The sequence below is a fragment of the Lysobacter sp. F6437 genome, from assembly GCF_052547215.1.
On record NZ_JBQWRB010000001.1, the window covers coordinates 821,209 to 844,723 of the forward strand.

20 protein-coding genes and 1 tRNA gene are annotated in these 23,515 nt (G+C 67.9%); 2 read left to right on the forward strand and 19 right to left on the reverse strand.

Translation table 11 applies throughout. The features are described from left to right. Positions 1–104 precede the first annotated feature (104 nt). Genes hisIE through ACT9F5_RS03845 form a run of 9 tightly spaced genes read right to left on the reverse strand, consistent with a single transcriptional unit; the run spans position 105 to position 7,676 of the window. On the reverse strand, positions 105–737 hold the full coding sequence (gene hisIE / locus ACT9F5_RS03805) for a bifunctional phosphoribosyl-AMP cyclohydrolase/phosphoribosyl-ATP diphosphatase HisIE (protein ID WP_445118601.1): 633 nt from the start codon (positions 735–737) through the stop codon (positions 105–107). Next, on the reverse strand, positions 727–1,503 hold the full coding sequence (gene hisF, locus ACT9F5_RS03810; RefSeq protein ID WP_445118602.1) for an imidazole glycerol phosphate synthase subunit HisF: 777 nt from the start codon (positions 1,501–1,503) through the stop codon (positions 727–729). The genes hisIE and hisF overlap by 11 nt, the downstream gene beginning before the upstream one ends. Beyond that, positions 1,497–2,276, reverse strand: a complete 780-nt coding sequence (gene hisA, locus ACT9F5_RS03815) for a 1-(5-phosphoribosyl)-5-[(5-phosphoribosylamino)methylideneamino]imidazole-4-carboxamide isomerase (protein WP_445118603.1) — start codon at positions 2,274–2,276, stop codon at positions 1,497–1,499. Before hisA ends, hisF begins: the two co-directional genes overlap by 7 nt. Beyond that, the gene (gene hisH / locus ACT9F5_RS03820) at positions 2,273–2,893 is read right to left on the reverse strand and encodes an imidazole glycerol phosphate synthase subunit HisH (RefSeq protein WP_445118604.1); all 621 of its coding nucleotides are present in this window, start codon (positions 2,891–2,893) and stop codon (positions 2,273–2,275) included. Before hisH ends, hisA begins: the two co-directional genes overlap by 4 nt. Positions 2,894–2,906: 13 nt before the next feature. Further along, complete coding sequence (hisB, locus tag ACT9F5_RS03825) at positions 2,907–3,983, reverse strand: bifunctional histidinol-phosphatase/imidazoleglycerol-phosphate dehydratase HisB (RefSeq protein WP_445118605.1); 1,077 nt, start codon at positions 3,981–3,983, stop codon at positions 2,907–2,909. Continuing rightward, positions 3,980–5,095: a histidinol-phosphate transaminase gene (gene hisC, locus ACT9F5_RS03830; protein WP_445118606.1), complete on the reverse strand. Its 1,116-nt coding sequence runs from the start codon at positions 5,093–5,095 to the stop codon at positions 3,980–3,982. The genes hisB and hisC overlap by 4 nt, the downstream gene beginning before the upstream one ends. Continuing rightward, complete coding sequence (gene hisD, locus ACT9F5_RS03835) at positions 5,092–6,390, reverse strand: histidinol dehydrogenase (RefSeq protein WP_445119484.1); 1,299 nt, start codon at positions 6,388–6,390, stop codon at positions 5,092–5,094. Before hisD ends, hisC begins: the two co-directional genes overlap by 4 nt. 29 nt (positions 6,391–6,419) lie before the next feature. Then, positions 6,420–7,334: an ATP phosphoribosyltransferase gene (gene hisG, locus ACT9F5_RS03840; RefSeq protein WP_445119485.1), complete on the reverse strand. Its 915-nt coding sequence runs from the start codon at positions 7,332–7,334 to the stop codon at positions 6,420–6,422. A 30-nt stretch (positions 7,335–7,364) separates the two neighbouring features. Continuing rightward, positions 7,365–7,676: a YerC/YecD family TrpR-related protein gene (locus tag ACT9F5_RS03845; protein WP_445118607.1), complete on the reverse strand. Its 312-nt coding sequence runs from the start codon at positions 7,674–7,676 to the stop codon at positions 7,365–7,367. A gap of 251 nt (positions 7,677–7,927) precedes the next feature. On the opposite strand from ACT9F5_RS03845, the gene ACT9F5_RS03850 reads away from it, so the two are divergent. Next, on the forward strand, positions 7,928–9,694 hold the full coding sequence (locus tag ACT9F5_RS03850) for a 7TM diverse intracellular signaling domain-containing protein (RefSeq protein ID WP_445118608.1): 1,767 nt from the start codon (positions 7,928–7,930) through the stop codon (positions 9,692–9,694). An 18-nt stretch (positions 9,695–9,712) separates the two neighbouring features. On the opposite strand, the gene ACT9F5_RS03855 is transcribed toward ACT9F5_RS03850, so the two are convergent. After that, positions 9,713–11,602: an aromatic amino acid lyase gene (locus tag ACT9F5_RS03855; RefSeq protein ID WP_445118609.1), complete on the reverse strand. Its 1,890-nt coding sequence runs from the start codon at positions 11,600–11,602 to the stop codon at positions 9,713–9,715. Then, positions 11,599–12,978 (reverse strand): histidine--tRNA ligase, encoded by a 1,380-nt coding sequence (hisS, locus tag ACT9F5_RS03860; RefSeq protein WP_445118610.1) that lies wholly within the window; start codon positions 12,976–12,978, stop codon positions 11,599–11,601. The genes ACT9F5_RS03855 and hisS overlap by 4 nt, the downstream gene beginning before the upstream one ends. Positions 12,979–13,110: 132 nt before the next feature. On the opposite strand from hisS, the gene ACT9F5_RS03865 reads away from it, so the two are divergent. Beyond that, positions 13,111–13,187 (forward strand) — tRNA-Pro (locus ACT9F5_RS03865). Between the two features lie 78 nt (positions 13,188–13,265). On the opposite strand, the gene ACT9F5_RS03870 is transcribed toward ACT9F5_RS03865, so the two are convergent. From ACT9F5_RS03870 to ACT9F5_RS03905, 8 genes are all read right to left on the reverse strand, one after another. Then, entirely contained in the window at positions 13,266–14,594 is a 1,329-nt protein-coding gene (locus ACT9F5_RS03870) for a glutamate-5-semialdehyde dehydrogenase (protein ID WP_445119486.1), read from the reverse strand. 26 nt (positions 14,595–14,620) lie between these two features. Beyond that, complete coding sequence (gene proB / locus ACT9F5_RS03875; protein WP_445118611.1) at positions 14,621–15,763, reverse strand: glutamate 5-kinase; 1,143 nt, start codon at positions 15,761–15,763, stop codon at positions 14,621–14,623. 511 nt (positions 15,764–16,274) lie between these two features. After that, the gene (gene argH, locus ACT9F5_RS03880) at positions 16,275–17,564 is read right to left on the reverse strand and encodes an argininosuccinate lyase (protein WP_445118612.1); all 1,290 of its coding nucleotides are present in this window, start codon (positions 17,562–17,564) and stop codon (positions 16,275–16,277) included. A gap of 137 nt (positions 17,565–17,701) precedes the next feature. Beyond that, a complete protein-coding gene (argC, locus tag ACT9F5_RS03885; protein ID WP_445118613.1) occupies positions 17,702–18,679 on the reverse strand; it encodes an N-acetyl-gamma-glutamyl-phosphate reductase in 978 nt (325 codons plus the stop codon). Continuing rightward, complete coding sequence (locus ACT9F5_RS03890; protein ID WP_445118614.1) at positions 18,676–20,022, reverse strand: acetylglutamate kinase; 1,347 nt, start codon at positions 20,020–20,022, stop codon at positions 18,676–18,678. The genes argC and ACT9F5_RS03890 overlap by 4 nt, the downstream gene beginning before the upstream one ends. A 99-nt stretch (positions 20,023–20,121) precedes the next feature. Further along, positions 20,122–21,240 (reverse strand): acetylornithine deacetylase, encoded by a 1,119-nt coding sequence (locus ACT9F5_RS03895; RefSeq protein WP_445119487.1) that lies wholly within the window; start codon positions 21,238–21,240, stop codon positions 20,122–20,124. Positions 21,241–21,242: 2 nt separating this feature from the next. Continuing rightward, positions 21,243–22,439, reverse strand: a complete 1,197-nt coding sequence (locus ACT9F5_RS03900) for an argininosuccinate synthase (protein ID WP_445118615.1) — start codon at positions 22,437–22,439, stop codon at positions 21,243–21,245. 28 nt (positions 22,440–22,467) lie between these two features. Further along, entirely contained in the window at positions 22,468–23,478 is a 1,011-nt protein-coding gene (locus ACT9F5_RS03905) for an N-acetylornithine carbamoyltransferase (protein WP_445118616.1), read from the reverse strand. Between the last annotated feature and the right edge of the window lie 37 nt (positions 23,479–23,515).

Genomic DNA, 23,515 nt, shown 5'->3' on the forward strand with positions numbered 1-23,515 from the left:
AACGAATCCCTTGACTGGAGCATCAAGCGTAACAGCACAGGTCACCGGCAGGGATTGCGGACCGGTGCCCACCACGATGACGGCAATTTCGCAGAAGCCGCAGGTCAGGTACGGGTCTGGCGATGACGCTGCCGAAGCACTTCCGTCGCGTCGCTCAGCGACAGCCCCCGGGCACGCAGCAAGACCAGCAGGTGGTACAGCAGATCGGCCGCCTCGCCGGCCAACGCGTCGTCGTCTTGCGCCACTGCCGCGAGTGCCGTCTCGACACCCTCCTCGCCGACCTTCTGCGCGATGGCGCGTATGCCCGAGTCGAACAGCCGGGTGGTGTAGCTGCCCGGTGGCCGACAGCGCTCCCGCGTGGCAACCAGTCCGTCCAGCCCGGCAAGCACGTCCGCTGGCGACGACGCAAAGCAACTGGTCCGGCCCAAGTGGCAGGTCGGGCCGCCGGGGCGCGCGGTGACCAGCAGGCTGTCGGCGTCGCAGTCGGGCTCGACCGCGACCAGTGCCAGCGTGTTGCCGGAGGTCTCGCCCTTGACCCAGAGCCGCTGGCGGCTGCGGCTGTGGAAGGTCACCAGGCCGGTCGCCAGCGTGGCATCCAGCGCCGCGCGGTCCATGTAGCCGAGCATCAGCACGCGCAGGGTGTTGGCATCCTGCACGATCGCCGGCAGCAGCCCAGCCTGCTTGTCCCAGGCCAGCGACTGGACCCATGCCGGCGCCTTGCAGGCTTCATGCGACATCACGCACCTCGATGTCCTGTGCACGCAGGTGCCGCTTCAGCTGCGGGATCGCGATGCGTCCCGAATGAAACACGCTCGCCGCCAATGCGCCATCGACGCCCGCCTCGCGTAACACGCGTGCGAAATGGTCGGGCGTGCCAGCGCCGCCCGAAGCGACCAGCGGCACGTCGCAGAGTTCTCGGACCGCACGGAGCTGCTCGATGTCGTAACCCTCGCGCACGCCGTCGCTGCCCATGCAGTTGAGGACCACCTCGCCCGCACCGAGCCGTTGCGCCTCGACCACCCAGTCAAGCGTTCGGCGGGGCAATGCGTGCGAACGGTCCGGATCACCGGTGAACTGGTGCACGCGCCATTCGCCGTCGGCACCGCGCAGGCTGTCGATGCCCACCACCACGCATTGGCTGCCGAATGCCTCCGCCAGCTCGGCGACCAGTGCCGGTCGCTGCAACGCCGGGGTGTTGACCGAAATCTTGTCGGCACCCGCATGCAACACCACGCGCGCCTGGTCGACCGTGCGGATGCCGCCGGCGACACAGAACGGAATGTCGATCACGCGCGCGACCTGCTCGACCCAGCCGCGGTCGACATTGCGGTCCTGCGGGCTGGCGGTGATGTCGTAGAACACCAGCTCGTCGGCGCCCTCGTCGCGATAGCGCAGCGCCAGCGCGACGATGTCGCCCATGTCGACGTGGTCGCGGAAGCGCACGCCCTTGACCACGCGGCCGTCGCGCACGTCGAGGCAGGGAATGATCCGGCGGCTCAGCATCGACGCTCCTCCGCCAGCGCCGCTACCAGCGGGAAGTGGCCATCCAGCAAGCCCTTGCCGAGTACCGCACCCGCACAGCCCATCGCGCGCGTCGCCGCGATATCCGCAACATCGCGGATGCCGCCGGAAGCCTGCAGTTGCACGCCGGGCGTGATCGCACGGACCTGCCTGTAGAGATCTAGGTTCGGTCCCGCCAGCATGCCGTCGCGTCCGATGTCGGTGCACAGCAGATGCGCCAGTCCGGCTTTGGCATAGCGCGCAAGCAGCGACGCGAGATCGACATCGTTGACCTTCGTCCACCCCGCCGTCGGCAGGCACCAGCAGCCGTCATCGGCCTGGCGCGCATCCAGCGCCACGGTGATCGACTCCACGCCGAACCGCTCCAGCCAGCCGATCACGAGGTCGGGATCGCGCACCGCCAGCGAGCCGACGACGACCCGGTCCGCGCCGCCTTCGAGCAACGCGGCCACGTCCGCCGCGCTGCGGATGCCACCGCCGGTCTGGACCTGCAGTCCGGTTTCGGCCTTGATCGCGGCTAGCAGCGGCCCGAGCGTGTAGCCACCCGACCGCGCCGCGTCCAGATCGACCAGATGCAACCAGCGCGCGCCCGCAGCGGCATACCGCCGTGCAATCGCCAACGGCGTATCCGGATAGCGCGTCTCCTGCGCGTAGTCGCCCTGCCGCAACCGCACCACCCGACCGTCGCGCACGTCGATCGCCGGATACACCCGGAACGCCGTCGGCCCGGCTGAAGGTGCGAAGACGGCATTCATTCGATCGACTCCGACAGGAAGTTTTCGAGCAAGCGTGACCCGACCGCCGCGGAGCGCTCCGGGTGGAACTGGGCGCCGAAGTAGTTGCCGCGACGCACCACGGCCGAGAACGCACCACCGTGATCGCAGCTGGCGCGCGTCGCGCCGTTCACGGGTGCCGCATAGCTGTGGACGAAATACGCCGGCGATCCCTCCGCGATGCCGCACAACAACGGCTCGGGCGGTTCCATTCCGGGCGGTTCCAACCGCAGGCGATTCCACCCCATGTGCGGCACGCGCACCGGGGGCGCTGCGGCGACAAGCCGGGATACCCGCCCCGGCAACACACCCAGGCATTCGACATCGCCTTCGTCGGAGGCCTCGTACAACAGCTGCATGCCCAGGCAGATGCCGAGTACCGGCTGGCGCAATTCACGCAGCAACTCCACCAGGCCAAGCTCGCGGAGCCGCGCCATGGCGGGACCGGCCGCGCCGACGCCGGGCAGGATGACCCGATCGGCCGCTGCGATTTCCGCGGCGTCGGCACTGACCCGCACCTGCGCACCAAGCCGTTCCAGTGCGTAGCGGACCGAGCCCAGGTTTGCGCCGCCCGCGTCGACCAGCACCACGGCGGTCATGCCGCCACCCCGCTCACAGCCGGCCCTTGGTGCTGGGTAGCTCGCGGCCTTCGCGACGCAGCGCCTGCCGCAGTGCACGCGCGACTACCTTGAAGCAGGCCTCCACTTTGTGATGGTCGTTGTCACCTTGGACCCGCAGGTTGAGATTGAGACCGGCACCGTCGCACAGCGACTGGAAGAAATGCCGCACCAGCTCGGTCGGCAGGTCGCCGACACGCTCGCGTCGAAATCCCCCTTCGAACACCAGACACGGCCGCCCGGAGAAATCCAGCGCCGCGCTTGCGAGTGCCTCGTCCATCGGCAGGGTGAAGCCGTATCGACCGATGCCGCGCTTGTCACCCAATGCCTCGCGTAAGGCCTGACCCAAGGCCAGTGCGCTGTCCTCGACCGTGTGGTGCTCGTCGACGTGCAGGTCGCCGTCGCAGCGCAGCACCAGCGCGAAACCACCGTGCTTCCCAAGCTGTTCGAGCATGTGGTCGAAGAAACCAAGCCCGGTCGACACCACCGGATCCGCGACACGGTCCAGATCGACCTCGACCACGATCCGGGTCTCGCGAGTGTCGCGTACGACCCGGGCGAAGCGCGGGGCATCGACCAGCGCGTGGGCGATCCCGCTCCAGTCCCATTCCCCACCGAACTCCGGCGTGCGCAACTGGAATGCGCGGATGCCGAGGTTGGTCGCAAAACCGGTGTCGGTCTCGCGGTCCCCGACCATCGCCGAGCGCGACCAGTCGATGTCGCGATCCTTTAGGTAGTCGAGCGCCATCCCGATGCCGGGCTTGCGCGTGGGCGCATTGTCGGCCGGCAGGCTGGTATCGATCAGCACGTCCCGGAATGCGATGCCCTGGCTTTCCAGCACCTGCATCATCAATCGGTGCGGGCCGTCGAAAGCGGCCAGCGGAAACGCGTCGCTGCCCAGGCCATCCTGGTTGGTCACCATCACGAACTGGTAGCCGGCGTCGCGCAACCGCAGCATCGCCGGTATCACCCCGGTGACGAACCGCAGCTTTTCGTAGCGATCGAGCTGGAAATCCGCGGGCTCCTCGACCAGCGTCCCGTCACGGTCGACGAACAGGATTGGCGTGTTCATGCCGCACCCGCGCCGACAGCGGCAGGCGGCGACGCGAGCGCGCGGATCACGCCCGCGTTCTGTACGGGACTGCCAACGGTGATGCGCAACGCATCCTCCAGGCCCGGCACGGCGGCCAGCCCGCGAACGACGATGCCAGCCGCGAGCAGCCGGGCAAACGCGGCGTCCAGATCGAAGAAACGCACCAGCAGGAAGTTCCCGTCCGACGGGTAAACCTGCCGTACCCAGGGCGATGCAGCCAGCGCCGCGGCCAGGCGTCCGCGCTCGGCCACCACCGTGGCAATGCGGCTCGCGGTGGCTGCGCGGGCTTGCGGGTCCAAGGCCTGTTCGGCCAATGCCACGCACGGTTCCGGCAACGGATACGGCGCCTGGCAACGTCGCAACTGCAGGACCAGCTCCGGGTCGGCAACCACGCAGCCGACCCGCGCCGCGGCCAGCGCATGCGCCTTGGACAAGGTGCGCAGCACCGCGATGTTGCGTTGGCGTGGGATCAACGTGACCGCGGACGGCTGGCGCCCGTATTCCAGATAGGCCTCGTCGACCACGACCACCGCCTGTTCCTGCAAACGCTGCGCGAGCGCCCCGATGGACGCCAACGGCAGGACGTTGCCGCAGGGATTCCCCGGCGAGCACAGGAACACCAGCCGGGCGGCCGTGTCTTCCGCGGCGCGCGCAACCGCATCCATGTCGCAGGTGAAGCCGTCCACCCCTTCGATCAGGGGTGCTTCGAGCACCGCCGTGCCATGCAGCCGCGCGCTTACCGCGTACATGCCAAAGGTCGGCGGGGTCGTCACTACCGCATCGGCGCCGGGTCGGCACAGCGCGCGCACGAGCAGGTCGATGCCTTCGTCACTGCCGCGCCCGACCAGCAGTTGCGCGGGTGTGCACCCGTACAGTTCAGCCAGCGCGTCCAGAAGTCCCGCCGGCTGCGGGTCGGGATATCGGCGCAACTGTGCAGCACTGTCAGCCCGGTTCGGCCATGGCGACTCGTTGGCGTTCAACCAGATGGTGCTCGAAACGTCCTGCCCGGAAAGGCACACGCTGCGCGCCGACGCGTAGCCGGTGAAATCGCGCAGATCGGGACGGATGAGGCCTAGCGGCGACGCACTCATGCGATCGCCTCCAGTCGCAGGGACACCGCACGCCGGTGCGCTTCCAGGCCTTCGGTCGCGGCCAGCTCGATCGCACAGGGACCGATGGCCCGCAGTCCATCCGGATTTACTTCCTGCACGGTGATCGCGGTCTGGAAGCTGGAAACCGCCAGTCCACCGCACCAGCGCGCCGCGCCTCCGGTGGGCAGGACGTGGTTGGTGCCGCTGCAGTAATCCCCCAGCGCTTCGGGCGCCCAGTCGCCCAGGAATACCGAGCCGGCGGCCTCTATGCGCGGCAACCATGCACGCGGATCACGCACCGCCAGGATGAGATGTTCGGGCGCGTAGTCGTTGCTGATCTCGAATGCCTGCGCCAGCGTGTCGACCCGCACCAATCGGGAGGCCGCGAGCGCGTGGCGGGCGATACCCGCACGTGGCAGGTCGGCGAGCTGGGCATCGAGTTCCATCCGGACCCGGGCAAGCAAGTCCGCGTCGTCGCTCAACAGCAGCACCTGCGAGTCCGGCCCGTGTTCGGCCTGCGACAGCAGGTCGGCGGAGACGAACACCGGGTTGGCGCCGCCATCGGCGATCACCAGCACTTCCGACGGGCCGGCCGGCATGTCGATCGCCGCGCCGCCATCGGCCATCGCGACCTGTCGCTTGGCCTCGGTGACGTACCCGTTGCCGGGGCCGAACAGCTTGTCGCGTTTGGGCACGCTCGTCGTGCCGAAGGCCATCGCCGCGATCGCCTGCACGCCGCCGAGCTTGAACACCCGCCGCACGCCACAACGCGCCGCGGCCGCCAGCACCGCCGGATCCGCGCTGCCGTCGGCACGCGGCGGCGTGCAGAGGACGACATCGCGGCAACCGGCGAGCCGCGCCGGAATCCCCAGCATCAATGCAGTCGAAGGCAGCGGCGCCGAGCCGGCCGGGACGTACAGCCCCACCCGCCGGATCGGGCGCAGCACGCGTTCGCAGCGAACACCCGGAGCCGTATCGATCGCAAAACCCGACGCCATGCCGGCACGGTGGAACCGCTCGATGCGGGTCGCTGCATCGTCGATCGCGGCAAGCAGTTCCGGCGACACGGCGGCCTGCGCCGCGACCAGCGCGGACTGCGGCACCTCGAAGTCGTCCAGCTCGACGCCGTCGAACCGCCGGCCCAGCGCACGTAACGCGGCATCGCCGTCCGTCCGGACCTGTTGGATCAACGCGGCAACCGCGGCGGTGGTTTCAGCTCCCACGACCTGCGCGGGCCGTCGCAGCGCCAGGCGACGCTGCGACGCGTCCAGCTCGTTCCATACCAGTATCTCCATGCCGGGGCCTGTCCCCAGCGCCGCCGTGGTCATGCCAGCATCCCCTCGACCGGCAACACCATCAGCCCGCGCGCACCGGCGCTCTTGAGGTCTTCGAGCCGCTGCCAGGTCACCGCGCCGTGGCAAAGCGCCTGCAACGCGAGCTGGTCCGCACCGTCGATCCGCATCACGGTCGGGGCTTCCGCGTCGGGCAGCAACGGCAACAGCGACGGCAACCTGTCCCGACTGGCCTGGAACATCAGCAGCTTGCTGTGGCGGATCCGCAATGCGCCATCGAGACGACGGCACAACAGCTCGGCCAACTCCGCGCGGACGCCGTCGAAACCCTCGACCGGTCCGGCCAGCACCGCCTCGCTCTCGAACAGGGTCGCCACCGGGACCAGCTGGTTGGCGGCGAGGGTCGCGCCACTGGACACCAGGTCGCAGATCGCATCGGCCTGGCCCAGGCGCGGCGCGATCTCGACCGATCCCGACAACAGCACCATCTCGGCTTCGACCCCCTGCGTGGCCAGCCACTGCGACAGCAGCGCGGGATAGCTCGTGGCGATGCGCTTGCCAGCGAGCTGCGCCGGCCCCTTCCAGTCCCAGCCATCCGGCACCGCCAATGCCAGCCGGCAACCGCCGAAACCGAGCGCACGCCACTCACTGAACACCGGCCGACGGCCAGCGGCGATACGTACGCCATCCGCTTCGGACAACACGTTCCTGCCGACCACGCCGAGGTCGCAAACGCCGTCCGCGATCAACGCGGGGATGTCGTCGTCGCGCACCAGTAGCAGGTCGACGGGCAGCGTCTCTCCGTAGCAGAACAGGCGGTCGCGGCTTTCGCGCCAGCCCAGGCCACAGGAGGCGAGCAGGCTTCGGGCCGGCTCCGCCAGGCGGCCGGATTTCTGGATCGCGATGCGCAGGCGGTCGCGGGCGGCGGGCTTGGTGCTGGTCATCAGGGTCGTACCTGTCATGTCGTCCAAGACGTCTCAGCCTGTGCGTCCGCGGCTGCGCCGCACTGCGAGGTCGTAGCCGCCGGCGCCACGGTCGAGCGTCCGGGCAACGCGACCGATGGTGGTCACGCTGACCTGGGTGCGCTCGTGGATCTCGCGGTAGGGAATGCCTTCCTGCAGCAGCGGCACGACCCGCCAGCGGTCGGTCATGGCTTCCAGTTCCGCCGGGGTGCAAAGGTCCTCGAGGAACGCCCGCACCTCGTCGCCACTGCGCAGCCCATGGATGGCCGTCGCCAATGCGTCGATCACGTCCTTTTGCGCTTCGATGTCGCCCGGTCGTCGCTTCACTGAATTACCTAATGTATTAATGCGTTAATACATTAGGCCGGACGAATTGGCATTCGTCAACACGGCCCCGTCCCGCGAAGTACACTCGCCATCGCAGGCTGAACAAAGATCTACGGGTCGCCAGGAAGGGTCGGGGAATGCGCTGCAAGCCGGGGACAACCTGCCAGGGAGCGTTGCTGGTGCTGCTACTGGCACTGGTTTGCGGCTGGACGCACGCGCGCCCTGCACTGCCCGCAGCGGGGGCGGGAAGCATGCCCCCTACGTTGGAACTCACTACCGGAACGTCGCGCCTGGCGTTGAATCCGTATGTCGCCTACTACCACGACATCTCGGGGAACGACGGCCTGGCCGAGGCGCGTCGGCACTTGCGGCACGGTGATTTCCGCGCGCTGCCGGCCGGCAACGCCGCCTTCGGGTTCCAGCCCGGCGCGTACTGGTTCCATGTGCGACTGGTCAATCGCAGCCCGGTCGAGCCGCGCTGGCTGCTGGTGCAGGACTACCCGCTGAGTGACCGGCTCGAGACCTACAGCCTGTACCCCGACGGCCGCGTGGCCCGCCATGCCGGCGGCGACGCGTTGCCGTTCGATGCCCGCAGCATCCGTTACCGGATGCCGAATTTCTGGCTGCACCTGCCGCCGGACCAGTCGGTCGATGTGCTGCTGCGCGTCGAAAGCCAGAGCTCGATGCAGGTGCCATTGTCGCTCTACACCCCGGCCGCGTTCGCCGAGGTATCGCGCGACGCGCAGTTCGGCATCGGGCTCTACTACGGCATCCTGCTGGCCCTGTTCTTCTACAACCTCGTGCTCTGGCTGCAGCTGCGCGATGCCAGCTACTTCTGGTACCTGCTGCACATCTTCGCGTTCGGGCTGGTGCTGTTCACCCTCAACGGGCTGGGCTTCGAGTACCTGTGGCCGAACTCGACCTGGCTGGCGGACAAGTCGGTGCCGCTGTCGATCTGCCTGGCGCAGGTCGGGATGCAGCAGTTCGCGCGGTCCTTCCTGGAATTGCGGCAACGCTGGCGATTCGGCGACTACGTCGGGCTGGGGATGATCGCGTTCTTCGTGCTGCTAGGAATCGCGTCGACCTGGTTGCCGTATCGGATATCCACCCCGATCGCGTCGGCTTCGGTGTTCATCAGCATCGCTTGGATCGCGATCGAGGCGATGGTGGTGATGCGCCGCGGCTACAAGCCGGCACGGTTGTTCCTGCTGGCCTGGAGCGCATTCCTGCTGGGCACCGGGATGATCGCGGCAGTCGCGTTCGGCCTGCTGCCCAAGAATTTCGTCACCGCCTACGGCGTGCAGTTCGGCTCCGCACTGGAGATGCTGCTGCTGTCGATCGCGCTGGGTTACCGGTACGCGGGGCTTCGCAACGAGAACGAGCGCATCGTTCGCGAGGCCAAGCACCAGTTGGAACACAAGGTCGAGCAACGCACCGCCGAACTGCGCAACGCGCTGGGCCAGCTCGGCGATGCCCACGCCCGCCTGCGCGAGTCCAGCCAGCGTGACGGCCTGACCGGCCTGCACACCCGGGTGCATTTCCGCGAGCGCTTCGAGCAGTTGATGGCGCAGGCACGCAGCCAGGACCGGCCGCTGTCGTTGCTGATGATCGACCTGGACCACTTCAAGCTGATCAACGACCGCCACGGCCACCTGACCGGCGACGAGTGCCTGCGCTGGGCGGCACGCACCATCGGCCAGGCGCTGCGGCCACACGGCGCACTGCTGGCACGGTTCGGCGGGGAGGAATTCGTGGTCGGGTTGCCGGGGCTCGACCTGCAGGCCGCGTTGCTGGTCGCCGAGGATCTGCGCCAGCACCTGGGCGACGAACCCTGCATCAGCGGCACTCGTGAAATCACCGTCACCGCCAGCATTGGCGTGCACGAAGTCGACAACGACGAGCCCGGCGGAATCGACGCCGCGCTGCAACGTGCGGACGAAGCGCTGTACCGGGCCAAGGCGGACGGCCGCGACTGCGTGCGGCCGGCACCGCGGATCGAACCGCTGGCGATCAACTGATCCGTCGGCGCGTTTACATCAAGCCAGTCGCGCCGCAGCCAGCACCTCGCCGTCCACCACCAGTTGCACCGCCGCCGCGACCTCGCCATCAAGCGCGCGGTCGCGTTGCAGGAACGGGATACGTGCCCGGATCGCGGCATGTGCGGCGGCAACCGCGTGCCCCGGCCGGAACTCGTCGGCGGCGGCCAATTCGACCCGCAGCGCCTCGACCTCGGCAATGAAGCCGGCATGGTCGGCACCGTCCGAACGTGGCGCGCCCTGCACTTTCGCCGCCAGCGCCGCGGCATCGGCGCGGTCGGCCAGGTCGCGCGCGGCGTTGATCATGTCGCGGCGCAGGTCGAGCGCCTGCGCCGCGGTGTACAGCTCCAGCGCCAACACCTTGCCGAGGTCGTCGGCCATCGCCAGCACGTGCCGTGCCTCGTTGGCGCCCATCGAGACGTGGTCCTCGGCGTTCGCGCTGGTCGGGATCGAATACACCGACGCCGGGTGCGCGCGACTGGCCAGGTCGTTGACGATCGCCGCCGCGGTGTACTGCACGATCATGAAGCCCGATTCGGTCGAGTCCTCGTTGCCTATCAGGAAGGCCGGCAGGCCATCGTTGGTGGCGGGATCGACCAGCTTGTTGAGGCGGCGCTCGGAGATCGACGCCAACACCGGGACCGCCGCCTTGACGTAGCTCATCACCAGCGCCAGCGGCATGCCGTGGAAGTGGCCGGCGGAGATCACCTGCTCCTCGACATGCTCGGCCTTCGCATCCGGGAACACGATCGGGTTGTCGGTCAGCGCGTTGAGCTCGACCTCGAGCACCCGCGCGGCCTGCGCGACCGCGTCGCGCACCGCGCCGTGCACCTGCGGGATGCAGCGCAACGAGTAGCTGTCCTGCGGCTGGTGCTTCTTGCCGCCGCGGAACGGCCGGAACCGTGTGTAGAACTTCTCGCGGCCGTGGCGCTGGTCGAACGACACCCAGTTCCAGCCGATGTCGAAACGCAGCGCCTGCGCTTCCGGAGTGTCCCAACTCTGCGGCGCCCACGGCCGGAACGCGGGTACAAGGTGGTACGGGATATCGGCAAGGGTCGAGCCATCGAGCAGCCGGCGCAGGTGCGCGGCGACCTCGACCTGACCCGGATGCGGCCGCAGCGCGTGGACCTCTTCCGCAAACGCACCAAGCCGGCCGGCGAACGCGTCGATCGTCATCGCCGCGGCGAGGTCGGCGGTATCCAGCAGGTCCTCCAGCTTCGACAACGCCAGCACCCCGCAGGCCAGCATCTGCGCGGTGCCGTTGTTGAGCGCGAGGCCTTCCTTGTACGACAGCGTGACCGCCTGCAGCCCGGCGCGGTCCAGCGCGTCGGCGCCGCTGATCCGCTCACCTTCGTAAAACGCCTCGCCACCGCCGAGCAGCACGATCGCCAGGTGCGACAGCGGCGCGAGGTCGCCAGACGCGCCAACGGAGCCCAGTTGCGGCACCACCGGCACGATGCCGGCGTTGAGCATCGCCACCAGCGCCTGCAGGGTCTGCACGCGGATACCGGAATGCCCGCGCATCAGCGTATTGATGCGGATGCAGAGCATCGCCCGGACCACGTCCGGCGCGAACGGCTCGCCCACGCACACGGCATGGGTGATGATGAGATTGCGCTGCAGTTCCTCGTGCAGGGTGCCGGCCGGTTGCGGCTCGCCGTGCAGTTCCCCACGCAGGCGATGCGCGCCGAGCAGGCGATCGGCATTGCTGCCGAAGCCGGTCGAGACGCCGTAGATCGGCTCCTCGCGGCGCACCTGTTCGGCCAGGAATTCGGCGGCGCGCGCGACCGCGGGCAGTTGCTCTTCGGCCAGCTCCACCTGCGCGCCGTGCGCGACCGCAACCAGTTGCGCGCGCGTGAGTGAGCGGCCATCCAGACGTACCGGCTTCATCGCTGCGCCTCCACCTGCGGCTGGGCCAGCTCGACCCGCAACGCCTTGGCCAGCTCGGCCCGCGCCACCTCGAACTGGTCGGCCCGACGCAGGTCCTTGACCGTCACCGTGCCCTTGCCGATCTCGTCCTCGCCCGTCACCACCACGAAGCGGATGCCGGCGCGGTCGGCGTACTTGAACTGCTTTGCCAGCTTCAACGATTCCATCACCACCTCGGTGTTGAGTCCGGCCTGCCGCAATTCGTGGGCGATCGCCAGCCCGTGCGGCAGGTGCGCGGCATCCATCTGGGTCACCAGCACCTGCACCGTGCTCGCGCCGCTGTCGACCAGCCCGGCCTCGCGCAGTTGCCAGAACAGCCGGGTCAGGCCGATCGAGATGCCGACGCCGGGCAGTTTCGACTTGCTGTAGTGGCCGGCCAGGTTGTCGTAGCGGCCGCCGGAGCAGATCGAACCGATCTGCGGGTAGTCGTCCAACGTGGTTTCGTAGACGGTGCCGGTGTAGTAGTCCAGGCCACGCGCGATCGAGAAGTTGAGCGCGTAGTCGGCCTCGGGCACGCCGAGTGCGCGGACCAGATCGAGCACTTCGCGCAGCTCGGCCACGCCCTCGCGCAGCGACTCGTTGCCGTCGCCAAGCTCATCCAGCCGCTGCAACGCATCGGCGTGGGAGGTGGAGCGCACTTCGACGAACGCCATGATCGCCGCGACCGCCGCGGCATCGAGCCCGAAGCCCTCGCCGGTCAGCGTGTCGCGCACGTAGTCGGCGCCGCGCTTGTCGAGCTTGTCGACCTCGCGAAGCACGCGGGCCTGCAACTCGCCATCGGCCACGCCCTGGGCCTCGAAGAAGCCGCGCAGCAGCTTGCGGTTATTGAGCTGGATGGTGAACTTGCCGATCGCCAGCTCCGAGAACACCGCGTGGATGACCGCCGGAATCTCCGCGTCGAAACGCACGCTCAGCGCGTCCTTGCCGACCACGTCGATGTCGCACTGGTAGAACTCGCGGAAGCGGCCACGCTGGGCGCGCTCGCCACGGTAGACCCGCTGCATCTGGTAGCGCCGGAACGGGAACGCGAGGTCGTGCTCGTGCTCGGCGACGTAGCGCGCCAGCGGCACGGTGAGGTCGAAGCGAAGCGCCAACTCGGGCAACCCGTCCCCACCCTTCTCCAGCGCGCCGGTGGACTGCACGAAATACACCTGCCGCTCGGTCTCGCCACCGGACTTGGTCAGCAGCACCTCCGACAGCTCCATCACCGGGGTTTCCACCGGCAGGAAGCCGAAGCGTTCATAGTTGCGGCGGATCGTGTCCAGCATGCGCTGGAAGGCGATCTGGTCGGGAGGCAGCAGCTCCATGACCCCCGGCGGGGTACGCGGCTTGATCAAGCAAGGCTCCAGTGACGGCGGTGTCGCGGACGGATCGCCACAGTTTAGCGGGGCCGCCCGATTCCCGTCGCCCGATGGCTCCGACCCCTTGCCTAACTCCACGGCACTGTCTAAAATGCGCGGCTCTGCTGTCGGGGTGTAGCTCAGCCTGGTAGAGCGCTACGTTCGGGACGTAGAAGTCGCAGGTTCGAATCCTGTCTCCCCGACCAATCAAATCAAGCAGATAGCAGAAAACCGGCCGAGGCCGGTTTTTTTGTGCCCGTTTTTCGGACCTCTCGGCCCGCGCATTATCCGGCTGCGGCGACCCTGGCCACGTCCGGATGCCGCGCCTGCCCCTCGCCGCGCAGCACGTAGCGTTCGATCGTCAGCGACTCCAGCCCCATCGGCCCGTAGGCGTGCAGGCGGGTGGTCGAGATGCCGATCTCCGCGCCCAGGCCGAGCGCACCGCCGTCGTTGAAGCGCGATGAGGCGTTGACCACCACGGCGGAACTGCGGATGTCGCGAATGAAGCGGTCGCTCGCGGCGCTGTCGACGCTGACGATCACCTCGGTATGGTCGGAAGTGTAGCGATGGATATGGGCGATCGCGTCTTCGATGCTGTCGACCACGCGCACCGCAAGGATCGGCGCCAGGAACTCGGCGTCGTAGTCGGCATCGGTGGCGGGGATTGCGTCGGGGAACAGCGTCCGCGTGCGCTCGCAACCGCGGATCTCGGCGCCGCGCGCGGCGAGTTCGGCCAATGCGTCCGGCAGCCAGCGGCCGGCGACCTCGGCATGCACCAGCATCGTTTCCAGCGCGTTGCACACACCGGGGCGTGACAGCTTGCCGTCGATCGCCAGCTTCAACGCCAGGTCGAGATCGGCGGCACGGTCGACATACAGGTGGCAGACGCCCTTGTAGTGCTTGATCACCGGCACCCGCGCATGTTCGGCGACGAAACGGATGAGCTTCTCGCCACCACGCGGGATTGCCAGGTCGATCAGGTCCGACAGCTGCAGCAGTTCCAGCACGTGCTCGCGCGCGGTGTCCTCGACCAGCGACACCGCTTCGGCCGGCAATCCCTGTTCGCGCAGCGCGCGGTGCAGGCAGACGGCGATGGCGATGTTGCTGTCGCGCGCTTCCGAACCGCCGCGCAGCAGCACCGCGTTGCCGGCGCGCAGGCACAGCGCGGCGGCATCGGCGGTCACGTTCGGCCGCGCCTCGTAGATCATCGCGATCAGGCCGAGCGGGATACGGACCTTCTCGACCTGCAGGCCGTTGGGGCGCGTCTCGCTGCGGGTGACCTCGCCGACCGGATCGGGCAGTTCGGCCACCTCGCGGATCGCGGCGACGATGCCGTCGATCCGTTCGGGGTCGAGCTTGAGCCGGTCGAGCATCGCGCCGGTGGTTCCGGCATCGGCGGCGCGCTGCATGTCGGCGGCGTTGGCCGCGAGGATGTCGTCACGACCGGCGGCCACGGCATCGGCCATGGCCTGCATGAGCGCGACGCGCTGCGTGCCGTCGAGCGCGGCAATGGCCTGCGAGGCCGCGCGGGCGCGCTCGGCGAGGCCGCGGACGTAGCCGCCGGCATTCGCGGCGCTCGCGTTCGAGTCGGTCGCATTCGCGTCGCTCGTCATCGGTGCGGTGGTGGTGGAATCACTCATCAGCAAGTCTCCATGAACAGTTCGGGGGTGGCGGCGGCCGCGGCGGCGCTGAGCAGCACCATGTCCTCGCGGCGGATCACCGAATGGCAGTTGTTGAAACCCAGTACGCCCTCGATCTCGCTGCTGTGGCATCCGGCGATGCGCTGCAGGTCGGTTGACTGGTACTGGACGAGGCCGCGTGCGAGGCGGCGATATCCCTCGGCCGGCAACACGTCGACCATCGCATCGCGGTTGAAGTCGCCTTCGACCGACACCACGCCGCCGGGCAACAGCGAGGCACCCTGTTCGGACAGGGCCTCGGCCGCACCCGCGTCGATCCGGATCGCGCCCCCGCTCGGCGGGGTATGCCGCAGCCACATCTTGCGCGCGACCAGGCGGTCGCCGTGGGCGGGGATGAAGGTGCCGTGCAAGCGGTCGTCGGCCAGGGCCGCGATGGTGTCGGTGTCATGGCCGCAGAAGAGCGCAGTGTCGATGCCGGCCGCGGCGGTCTTGGTGGCCGCTTCCAGCTTGGTGTACATGCCACCGGTGCCAAGCGAGCCTGCCCCGCCCTGCGCCATCAGCATGATGTCGGGCGTGATCTCCTCGATACGCGGCACCGGCACCGCGGCCGGGTCGTTGCCGGGATGGCCGGTGTAGAGGCCGGCAGTGTCGGTCGCGATCAGCAGCACATCGGCGTCGACCAGACTGGCGACGACGGCGGCAAGGTTGTCGTTGTCGCCCAGCCTGAGCTCGTCGACGGCGACGGTGTCGTTCTCGTTGACGATCGGCAACGCGCCGATCCGCAGCAACTCGCGCAGGGTGGCGCGCGCATTGAGGTAGCGCCGCCGGTTGCGCAGGTCATCGTGGCTCAGCAGCACCTGCGCGACGGGTTGCTGCGCCAGGCCCTGCCACAGTGCGAGCATCGGGGTCTGCCCGATCGCCGCCAGCGCCTGGCGCTGCACCAGGCCGGCGCGAGTACTCGAGAGCAGTCCGCGCCCCGCCGCCACCGCGCCGGACGACACCAGCAGGACCTCCCGGCCCTGCTCGCGAAAGCGCGCGATCATGTTGGCGAGTGCCGCGGCGTTACGCTTGCCAAGGCCACCCTGTCCGTCGCTGAGCAGGCTGCTGCCGACCTTGAGCACGGCACGCTGCCACGGGGGCATGGGTTGTTCCGGAAATACTGAAGTCATCGGCCTGGTGGGTCCTCCTGGAATGTACGGGGCGCGATCCACGGGGCGGACGCGGCGTAATCGGAGAACAGTCAACCGGCTGGTGCCCACGCGGATCAGCGCTTGGCACACGGATCGACAGGACTGGGCCAACAAGGCTGATCAGTCGGAAATCATTGCCTGCGGATGGCGACGCACTGCGGCAGTGTTCGCGAAGAAAGCGCTCAAGGTGACGGCTCGGAAAGGAGCCCGGGAGCGCACGTGCAGGACAACGGCGTTACGTCCACCAACGCCGGAAGCTGTACTCGGAAGCCCGCAATCCTAGCATTTCCGGGCTTCTCAGGCCAGCGGGCCATTCATGCGGGAGTGGGTGCGGCGGCTAATCGCGGATGGGGTTTGATGTAGGAGCGACGTAAGTCGCGATCGCACGGTTATTCCGACCATCAGTGAAATCGCGACTTACGTCGCTCCTGCAAAAGGCGCTGATTCGCCTGTTTTGGGGGCATCAATCAAGCACATCCAACCGCTCGCGCAACACGTCCAACCGCAGATCGCCGGCTGCGCCGGGAGACGTCCGCGCAACCAGGCTCGCATCCGCGTCACCCTCGTTCCAGCGTGCCGGGTCGGCGGCCTGCCGGTAGGCATCGCGGAACGGCACCCCCTCCCGCGCGAGGTCGATCGCGAGGTCGGTCGCGTACATCGACGGGTCGAGTGCGGCGCGCATCGCATCGGGCTTCCACTGCATGTTGCGCAACAGGTCCGGCAGCAATTCCAGTGCACCCAGCCCGCGGCCGAACGCGTGGAAGATGGCGCCCTTGGAGAACTGCAGGTCGCGGTGGTAGCCCGACGGCAGCGACAGCAGATGTTCGATCTCGGTGCGACCGGCGGCGACGCTCGCGTAGCTGGCACGCATCAGTTCGATGACATCGGGGTTGCGCTTGTTCGGCATGATCGAGCTGCCGGTGGTGTATTGCGCCGGCAACGCGACGAAGCCGAACTCGGCACTGGTGAACAGGCTCAGGTCCCAGGCGAGGCGGCGCAGGTCCAGCATCGCGCTCGACAACGCCTCGATCGCGGCCAGCTCGAACTTGCCACGCGACAGCTGCGCGTAAGTCGCGGAGACCTGCATCCGACCGAACCCGAGCGCCTGCGTGGTGTGGTCGCGGTCGAGCGGCAGGTTGACGCCGTAGCCCGCGGCGCTGCCGAGCGGGTTGGCGTCGACCCACGCGAGGGTGTCGCGCGCGCGCGTGGCGTCGTCGATGAACGCCTCGGCCCATGCCGACCACCACATGCCGGCCGAGGACACCACGGCGCGCTGCAGGTGGGTGTAGCCGGGCAAAGGCAGCAATGCCTCGGCCTCCGCACGGTGAAGGGCGACGGTGGCCGCCTCGCGGCACGATGCCAGCAAACGTGCAAGCCGGTCCTTCAGCCACAGCCGGGTCGCGACCAGCACCTGGTCGTTGCGGCTGCGGCCGGTGTGGATCTTGCGGCCGGTATCGCCAAGGCGATCGATCAGTCGCGCCTCGATTGCCGAGTGACCGTCCTCGTAGCGGTCATCGAGAACAAAGCGTCCCGCCTCGAAGTCGGCGGCCAGCGCCTCCAGTTCATGGACGATGCCGGCGAGCTCGTCGGCATCGAGGATGCCGATCCGCTGCAGGCCCTCGGCATGCGCGACGCTGGCCTGGATGTCGAACAGGAAGAATTCGCGATCGAGGATCACGTCGTCGCCGGCGCAGAACTGCTGGATGCGCGTGTCGAGCTTGACGCCGGGTTTCTGCCAGAGGAGGTCGGTCATTGTGGGGTTCCGTGGCGTTGAGGGTTGGCGCGGGTGCAGGGGCTCTTTGTGGGAGCGGCTTCAGCCGCGATCGGATGCATGGTCGCTTGCACCGGCCCACGATCGCGGCTGAAGCCGCTCCTACAAAAGGCAATCGGTTACCCGCAGGGTATGCCGGCAAGTTCGGGCAGGCCAAACGCCTGGTTGAGGTTCTGCAGCGCTTGCGTCGCGGCGCCCTTGAGCAGGTTGTCCTCGGTGGCGACCACGACCAGTCGTCGACCGTCCTCCGACAGGGTGAACCCGCCGAGTTCGACATGGTGCCGGCTGGCGATCTTACTGACCCAAGGCGCCTGGTCGAGCACGCGGACCAGCGGCTCGTCGGCATAGCGATCGCGGTAGCGCGCCTGCACTTCGTCGATGGAGAACGGTCGCGCGAGGTGCAGATTCGCGGTGACGGTGATGCCACGGAAATGCGGCGCGACATGCGGCATGAACTCGATCGCATGGCCCAGACGCGATGAGACCTCGCGCTCATGCACGTGTCCGGTCAGCGCGTACGGCATCAGGTTGTCGCGCAGCTTGTCCGGATCGTTCCTGTCCGATGGCGTCGTCCCGGCGCCCGAATACCCGGACACGCCGAAACACTGCACCGGGCCTTCCAGCACATCCAGCATCGGCGCGATCGCCAGTTGCATCGCGGTGGCATAACAACCCGGGTTGCTGACCCGGCGCTGGCCGGCGTAGTTGCCGCGGGTCAGTTCCGGCAGGCCGTAGTACCAGTCGTCATCGAAGCGGTAGTCGGCCGACAAGTCGATGATCACCGGACCGTCGTTCGCATCCGCCCCGGCCGCATCGTACGCATCCACGCACAGCGCGGCCTTGCCGTTCGGCAACGCCAGCACGACCGCATCGGTGTCCAGGTCCGGCAGCTGCTCGTGGCCCGGCGCGCTGAAGCGCAGGGAACCGGCATAGGCGTCGCTGTGGTCGGCGAGGCGCTGTCCATCGAGCTCACGCGATGACACGAATGCCAGCTCGAACCGCGGGTGTCCGGCAATCAACCGGATCAACTCGGCACCGGCATGACCGCGCGCACCGACGATGCCGATGCTGATGGGACGCGTGGGCTGGACGCTCATGCGGCCTCCAGCGGTTCGAGCAGGGTCGGCGCACGATCGCGGCAGTGGGTGATGCAGCGCGCGACCTCATCGAAGTCTTCCAGTCCGTACCAGAACACCTTCCATTGCTCCTGTTTGTAGTGGCCGTCGGATTCGGCGTAGTAGAACGCGTTGACCGGATTGCCATGGCGCGAACGCCAGAACAGCCGCGGGTTCTGCTCGCGCATCACCAGCCATACCGCGCGGCCAAGGCCCTCGCCCTGTGCTTCGTCGAGTACGGCGAACTTGTCCAGGTAGGCGTGGCCATCGACCTCGGTGAGGATGACTGCGGCGCGGTAGTTCTCGCTCACGTACGCGCGATGCAAAGCGGTGCGCTCGAAGTAGTCCGGGGCCAGCCGCCGCCCGAACGCGGACTCGATCAGCGCGCGCAGCCGGGGCAGGTCCAACGCGTCCCAACCATCGGCCTGCAACACCCGCTCACCCCGCCGTACCAGGGTCCCGGAGCCCTTGTGGGTGAACAGCTCCTTGGCCAGTTCGGCCGGCCGGGTGATCGATACCGACGACGACAACGGGAGCCGATCCAGCAGTTGCTTGATCTGCTCGATCTTGACCCGCATGCCGCCGTTGACCCACGGCTGTGCGAGCAGGTGCTCGTACTCGGTCGACAGGTTGATCGAGTCGATCACCCGCTCCTGCTCGTCGAGCAGGCCGCCGGTACCGGTCAGGAACACGATCTTGTAGGGCTGCAGCACTTGCACCAGTTCATTGGCGGCGAAGTCGGCATTGATGTTGACGATCTGCCCGCCGACGGTTTCGCCGAGGCTGGCGATCACCGGGATCGACCCGGCCTGCAGGCTGGCCTGGATCGGCGCCAGGTCGACCCGCTTGACCTCGCCGACCAGGCCGTAGGTGCCCTGGTCGAGGTAGTCGGCTTCGAACACACCCGACACGATCGAGGTCGCGCGCGCGTCGCCGCGCTGCAACGCCTCGACCAGTTTCAGGTTCTGGCTGTGGAACACCCGGCGCACCACCGCCAGCGCCTCAGGCGACGTCACGCGCAGGCCGTTTACGGTCTGCTTCTCGATGCCGGCGGCGGACATCGCCTCGTCCAGTTGCGGGCCGGCGCCGTGGACGACGATCGGAGTCAGGCCGACATCCTGCAGGAACGCCAGCGACGAGGTCAGCGCGTCGAGGTCGTCACGCAACACCGCGCCGCCGACCTTGACCACCGCAAAGCGGGCCGCGTCGAGTTGCGAGAAGCGCTTGAGGTACTGGCTGATCTCCTTGGCGCTGGCCATGCTGGAAAGCAGCCGCACGATGGTCTGGCGGGTCTGGATGTCGTGGACGGTGGGCGGGATGGTCATGAGTGTCAGGTCGATGTTCGTGCTGTTGTAGGAGCGGCTTCAGCCGCGATCTGGAATCGGCGCGGGCGATCAGGCACCCGATCGCGGCTGAAGCCGCTCCTACGCCCCGAAAGAAGTCCCCATGGAGGACAAGGGCCCGGAAAGGATGCGCTTCACCGACTCGCCGTATCGCTGCAACTGCTCCAGCGCCACCCACTCATCAGCGGTATGCGCCTGAGCGATGTCGCCCGGTCCATAGACGATCGCGGCCAGGCCGGCAGCGGAGAACAGCGACGCCTCGGTCCAGAAGTCGACCGCATTTCCGATCGGCAGCTCCAGCGCCTCGGCGAGGTCGCGCGCTTCCAGCCGGCGTTCCTCGGCGGTCGCGATGTCACCCGAAGGCAACGGCGGGCCACGGAAGGTCTCCTCGTAGCGCTCCACCGCACCGGCCTCGACGAGGGTGCCGAAGCGTGCATGCAGTTCGTCGATCGACATCGACGGCAGCGGCCGGAATCCGAACCGGACCTCGGCGCTCGGCGCGATCATGTTGGCCTTGATCCCGCCCTCGACCCTGCCGATGTTGAAGCGCAACCCGGTCAGGCCGCCGAAGCGCTGGTGCGACTCGGCCTCGACCAGGTCCAGCGCGCGATCGCCCCAGCGCATCGCCTGGTGCAGGGCGCTGGCCTCCATCGCGTTGGCACCGGAGGCATGGCCGGCGCTGCCGCGGAACTTCAACAGCACCGAACTGATGCCACGGTGGGCGAGCACCGCTTCGCAGCGCGTGGGCTCGGCCACGACCGCCTCGGTGAAGCCGTGCGAGGAACCGAGGAATGCGGGGATGCAGCGGGCGTCGTTGGCTTCCTCGTCGGTACTGAACAGGAATGCGGCATCACCTCCGGTCTTCGCCGCGGCAGCCAGCAGGCCGGCCGCCGCACCCTTGATGTCGCAGGCGCCAAGGCCGATCGCCCGGTCGCCCGTAACACGGAGCACATGCGGATCAGCGCTCCACGCCTTAGAGTCCGGAACGGTGTCCAGATGCACGTTGAACACCCGTCGCGGGTCGCCGCGGACGGCCAGCATCGACACCGCGCCGGCACCATGGTCGGTGACCTCGATCCGGAACCCGGGCAACTGCGCGCGCAGGTAATCGAATATCCCACCGGTACCGATCCGGCGCGGCGGGTTGCGGGTGTCGAAGGAAACGAGCGCTTCGAGGTGGCGGAGGATGTCGGGGAGCATGGTCACGTCCGGTTAACCTCCGCCCACAGCGTACTGCTCATGCCGAACAGCTTGATGAAGCCTTCCGCCTCGGCGACGCCCCAGTCCGCCGCCTGCGCGTAGGTCGCGCCCTTGGCGTTGAGAATGTGCGGCGAGTCGACCGAGACCGCGTTGACGATGCCGCCATGGGTTTCCAGCACGACCTCGCCGTTGACGGTCGACTGGCTGGACGCGAGGAAGGCCTCCAGGTCGGTCTTCAGCGGGTCATGGAAAAATCCTTCGTAGACCAGCTCCACCCACTTGCGCGCAACCTCGGGCTTGAAGCGGTTCTGCTGTTTGCTCAGCACCGCCTCTTCCAGTGCGCGATGGGCGACCAGCAGCGCGGCCAGGCCGGGTGCCTCGAAGATGATCCGTCCCTTCAGGCCGATCGTGGTGTCGCCGGTGTAGAGCCCCCGACCAACGCCATATTCCGCGAACAGGCCGTTGAGTTTCGCGAGCAACGCGTGTCCGGCGATCCTGTCGCCATCAAGCGAGACCGCTTCACCATTCTCGAAACCGAGCGTCACCCGCAGCGGCTGCGCCGGCCATTCGGCGCGCGGCTTGCACCAGCCCGTCGCCCCTTCGCCCGGCGCCTGCCAGCGATCGATCTCGCCGCCAGACATGGTCAGGCCCAACAGGTTTTCGTTGATGGTGTAGGCCTGCTGCTTGGCCCGCACCCCGAAACCGCGCTGCTCCAGATAAGCCTGCTCGTAGGCACGCACTTCGGTGTGTTCCTTCTGGATCTCGCGGATCGGCGCGACGATCTCGTAGTCGCCCAGCGCCTTGACCGCCAGGTCGAAGCGCACCTGGTCGTTGCCCATGCCGGTGCAACCATGTGCGATCGCGCGGGTGCCCAACTCGGCGGCACGCTTCAGCGCCGCCTCGACAATGAGGTAACGGTCGGACACCAGCAGCGGGTACTGACCCTGGTAACCCTCGCCCGCCCACACGAACGGCTTGACGAAGCCCGACCAGATCGCCGGTCCGCCATCGATTGTCACGTGCGAGGCGACGCCCAGCTCGGCCGCACGCTGCTCGATGAAGGCACGCTCCTCGTCGTCGACGCCGCCGGTGTCGGCGAACACGGTGTGCACGGCCCAGCCGCGTTCCTGCAGGTAGGGCACGCAGAAGCTGGTGTCGAGGCCGCCGGAAAAGGCGAGGACGATGTTCTTGTCGGTCATTATCAGTTCTCGGGAATGGTGTTGGCGGCTACCGCGCGGTCAACGCGGCCATGATCGCCTTCTGCACATGCAGGCGGTTCTCGGCTTCATCGATGGCGATGCAGCGCGGGGAATCCATCACCGCATCGGTCGCCTTGACGTTGCGGCGCAGCGGCAGGCAATGGCTGAAGACGGCGTCGTTGGTCAACGCCATTTTCCGTTCGTCGACGATGAAGTGCTTGTACTGGTCGCGGATGGGCTTTTCCGGCGCCCAGTTGCCGAAGTACGGCAATGCACCCCAGCTCTTGGCGTAGACCACGTCGGCGCCGGCATAGGCGCTGTCGATGTCGTGGCTGACCGCGAGCGAGCCGCCGCTTTCGTCGACGTTCGACTCGGCCCAACCCATGTAGCGCTCGTCCAGCACGTATTCCGGCGTCGGGCACAGCAGGGTCACGTCCATGCCCATGCGGGTCGCGATCGTCAGCGCCGAGTTGGCGACGGCGGTGTTGAGCGGCTTGGGATGGTACGTCCAGGTCAACACGAACTTCTTCCCGCGCAGGTCGCTGCTGCCGAAATGCTCCTGCAGCGCCATCGCGTGGGCCAGTTCCTGGCACGGGTGGGTGATCGTCTCCATGTTGATCACCGGCACCGGCGAGTATTTGGCGAAGGCCTTGAGCACGCGATCCTCGCGATCCACCGACCAGTCGATGAACTTCGGAAACGCTCGCACCCCGATCAGGTCGGCATAGCGACCGAGCACGCGGGCGACTTCGGCCACGTGCTCCTCGGCCTCGCCATCCATGACCGTGCCCAGATTGAACTCGATCGGCCAGGCGTCCTTCCCCGGCTGCAGCACCACCGCGTGTCCGCCGAGTTGGAACGCGCCCAGTTCGAAACTGGTGCGGGTGCGCATCGACGGGTTGAAGAACACCAGCGCGATCGACTTTCCACGCAACTGGTCACCGAGCTTCTCGCGCTTGAACGCGGTGGCCTGGGCGAGCAGTGCGTCGAGGTCGGGCCGCGACCAGTCCTGGGTATTGAGGAAGTGTTTGATGGGCATCGCATGGGTTCCGTTGGGCTGGATCGCCGGGCCATAA

Coding starts and splice junctions, on each gene's coding strand:
- hisC (WP_445118606.1), bottom strand. CDS start 5,095: ATGAGTGCGTCGCCGCTAGGCCTCATCCGTCCCGATCTGCGCGATTTC.
- argC (WP_445118613.1), bottom strand. CDS start 18,679: ATGAGCGTCCAGCCCACGCGTCCCATCAGCATCGGCATCGTCGGTGCG.
- ACT9F5_RS03895 (WP_445119487.1), bottom strand. CDS start 21,240: ATGCTCCCCGACATCCTCCGCCACCTCGAAGCGCTCGTTTCCTTCGAC.
- hisF (WP_445118602.1), bottom strand. CDS start 1,503: ATGCTGAGCCGCCGGATCATTCCCTGCCTCGACGTGCGCGACGGCCGC.
- hisD (WP_445119484.1), bottom strand. CDS start 6,390: ATGGAGATACTGGTATGGAACGAGCTGGACGCGTCGCAGCGTCGCCTG.
- ACT9F5_RS03905 (WP_445118616.1), bottom strand. CDS start 23,478: ATGCCCATCAAACACTTCCTCAATACCCAGGACTGGTCGCGGCCCGAC.
- ACT9F5_RS03870 (WP_445119486.1), bottom strand. CDS start 14,594: ATGACGAGCGACGCGAATGCGACCGACTCGAACGCGAGCGCCGCGAAT.
- ACT9F5_RS03855 (WP_445118609.1), bottom strand. CDS start 11,602: ATGAAGCCGGTACGTCTGGATGGCCGCTCACTCACGCGCGCGCAACTG.
- ACT9F5_RS03850 (WP_445118608.1), top strand. CDS start 7,928: ATGCCCCCTACGTTGGAACTCACTACCGGAACGTCGCGCCTGGCGTTG.
- ACT9F5_RS03890 (WP_445118614.1), bottom strand. CDS start 20,022: ATGACCATCCCGCCCACCGTCCACGACATCCAGACCCGCCAGACCATC.
- hisIE (WP_445118601.1), bottom strand. CDS start 737: ATGTCGCATGAAGCCTGCAAGGCGCCGGCATGGGTCCAGTCGCTGGCC.
- hisH (WP_445118604.1), bottom strand. CDS start 2,893: ATGACCGCCGTGGTGCTGGTCGACGCGGGCGGCGCAAACCTGGGCTCG.
- argH (WP_445118612.1), bottom strand. CDS start 17,564: ATGACCGACCTCCTCTGGCAGAAACCCGGCGTCAAGCTCGACACGCGC.
- proB (WP_445118611.1), bottom strand. CDS start 15,763: ATGCCCCCGTGGCAGCGTGCCGTGCTCAAGGTCGGCAGCAGCCTGCTC.
- hisA (WP_445118603.1), bottom strand. CDS start 2,276: ATGAATGCCGTCTTCGCACCTTCAGCCGGGCCGACGGCGTTCCGGGTG.
- hisB (WP_445118605.1), bottom strand. CDS start 3,983: ATGAACACGCCAATCCTGTTCGTCGACCGTGACGGGACGCTGGTCGAG.
- ACT9F5_RS03900 (WP_445118615.1), bottom strand. CDS start 22,439: ATGACCGACAAGAACATCGTCCTCGCCTTTTCCGGCGGCCTCGACACC.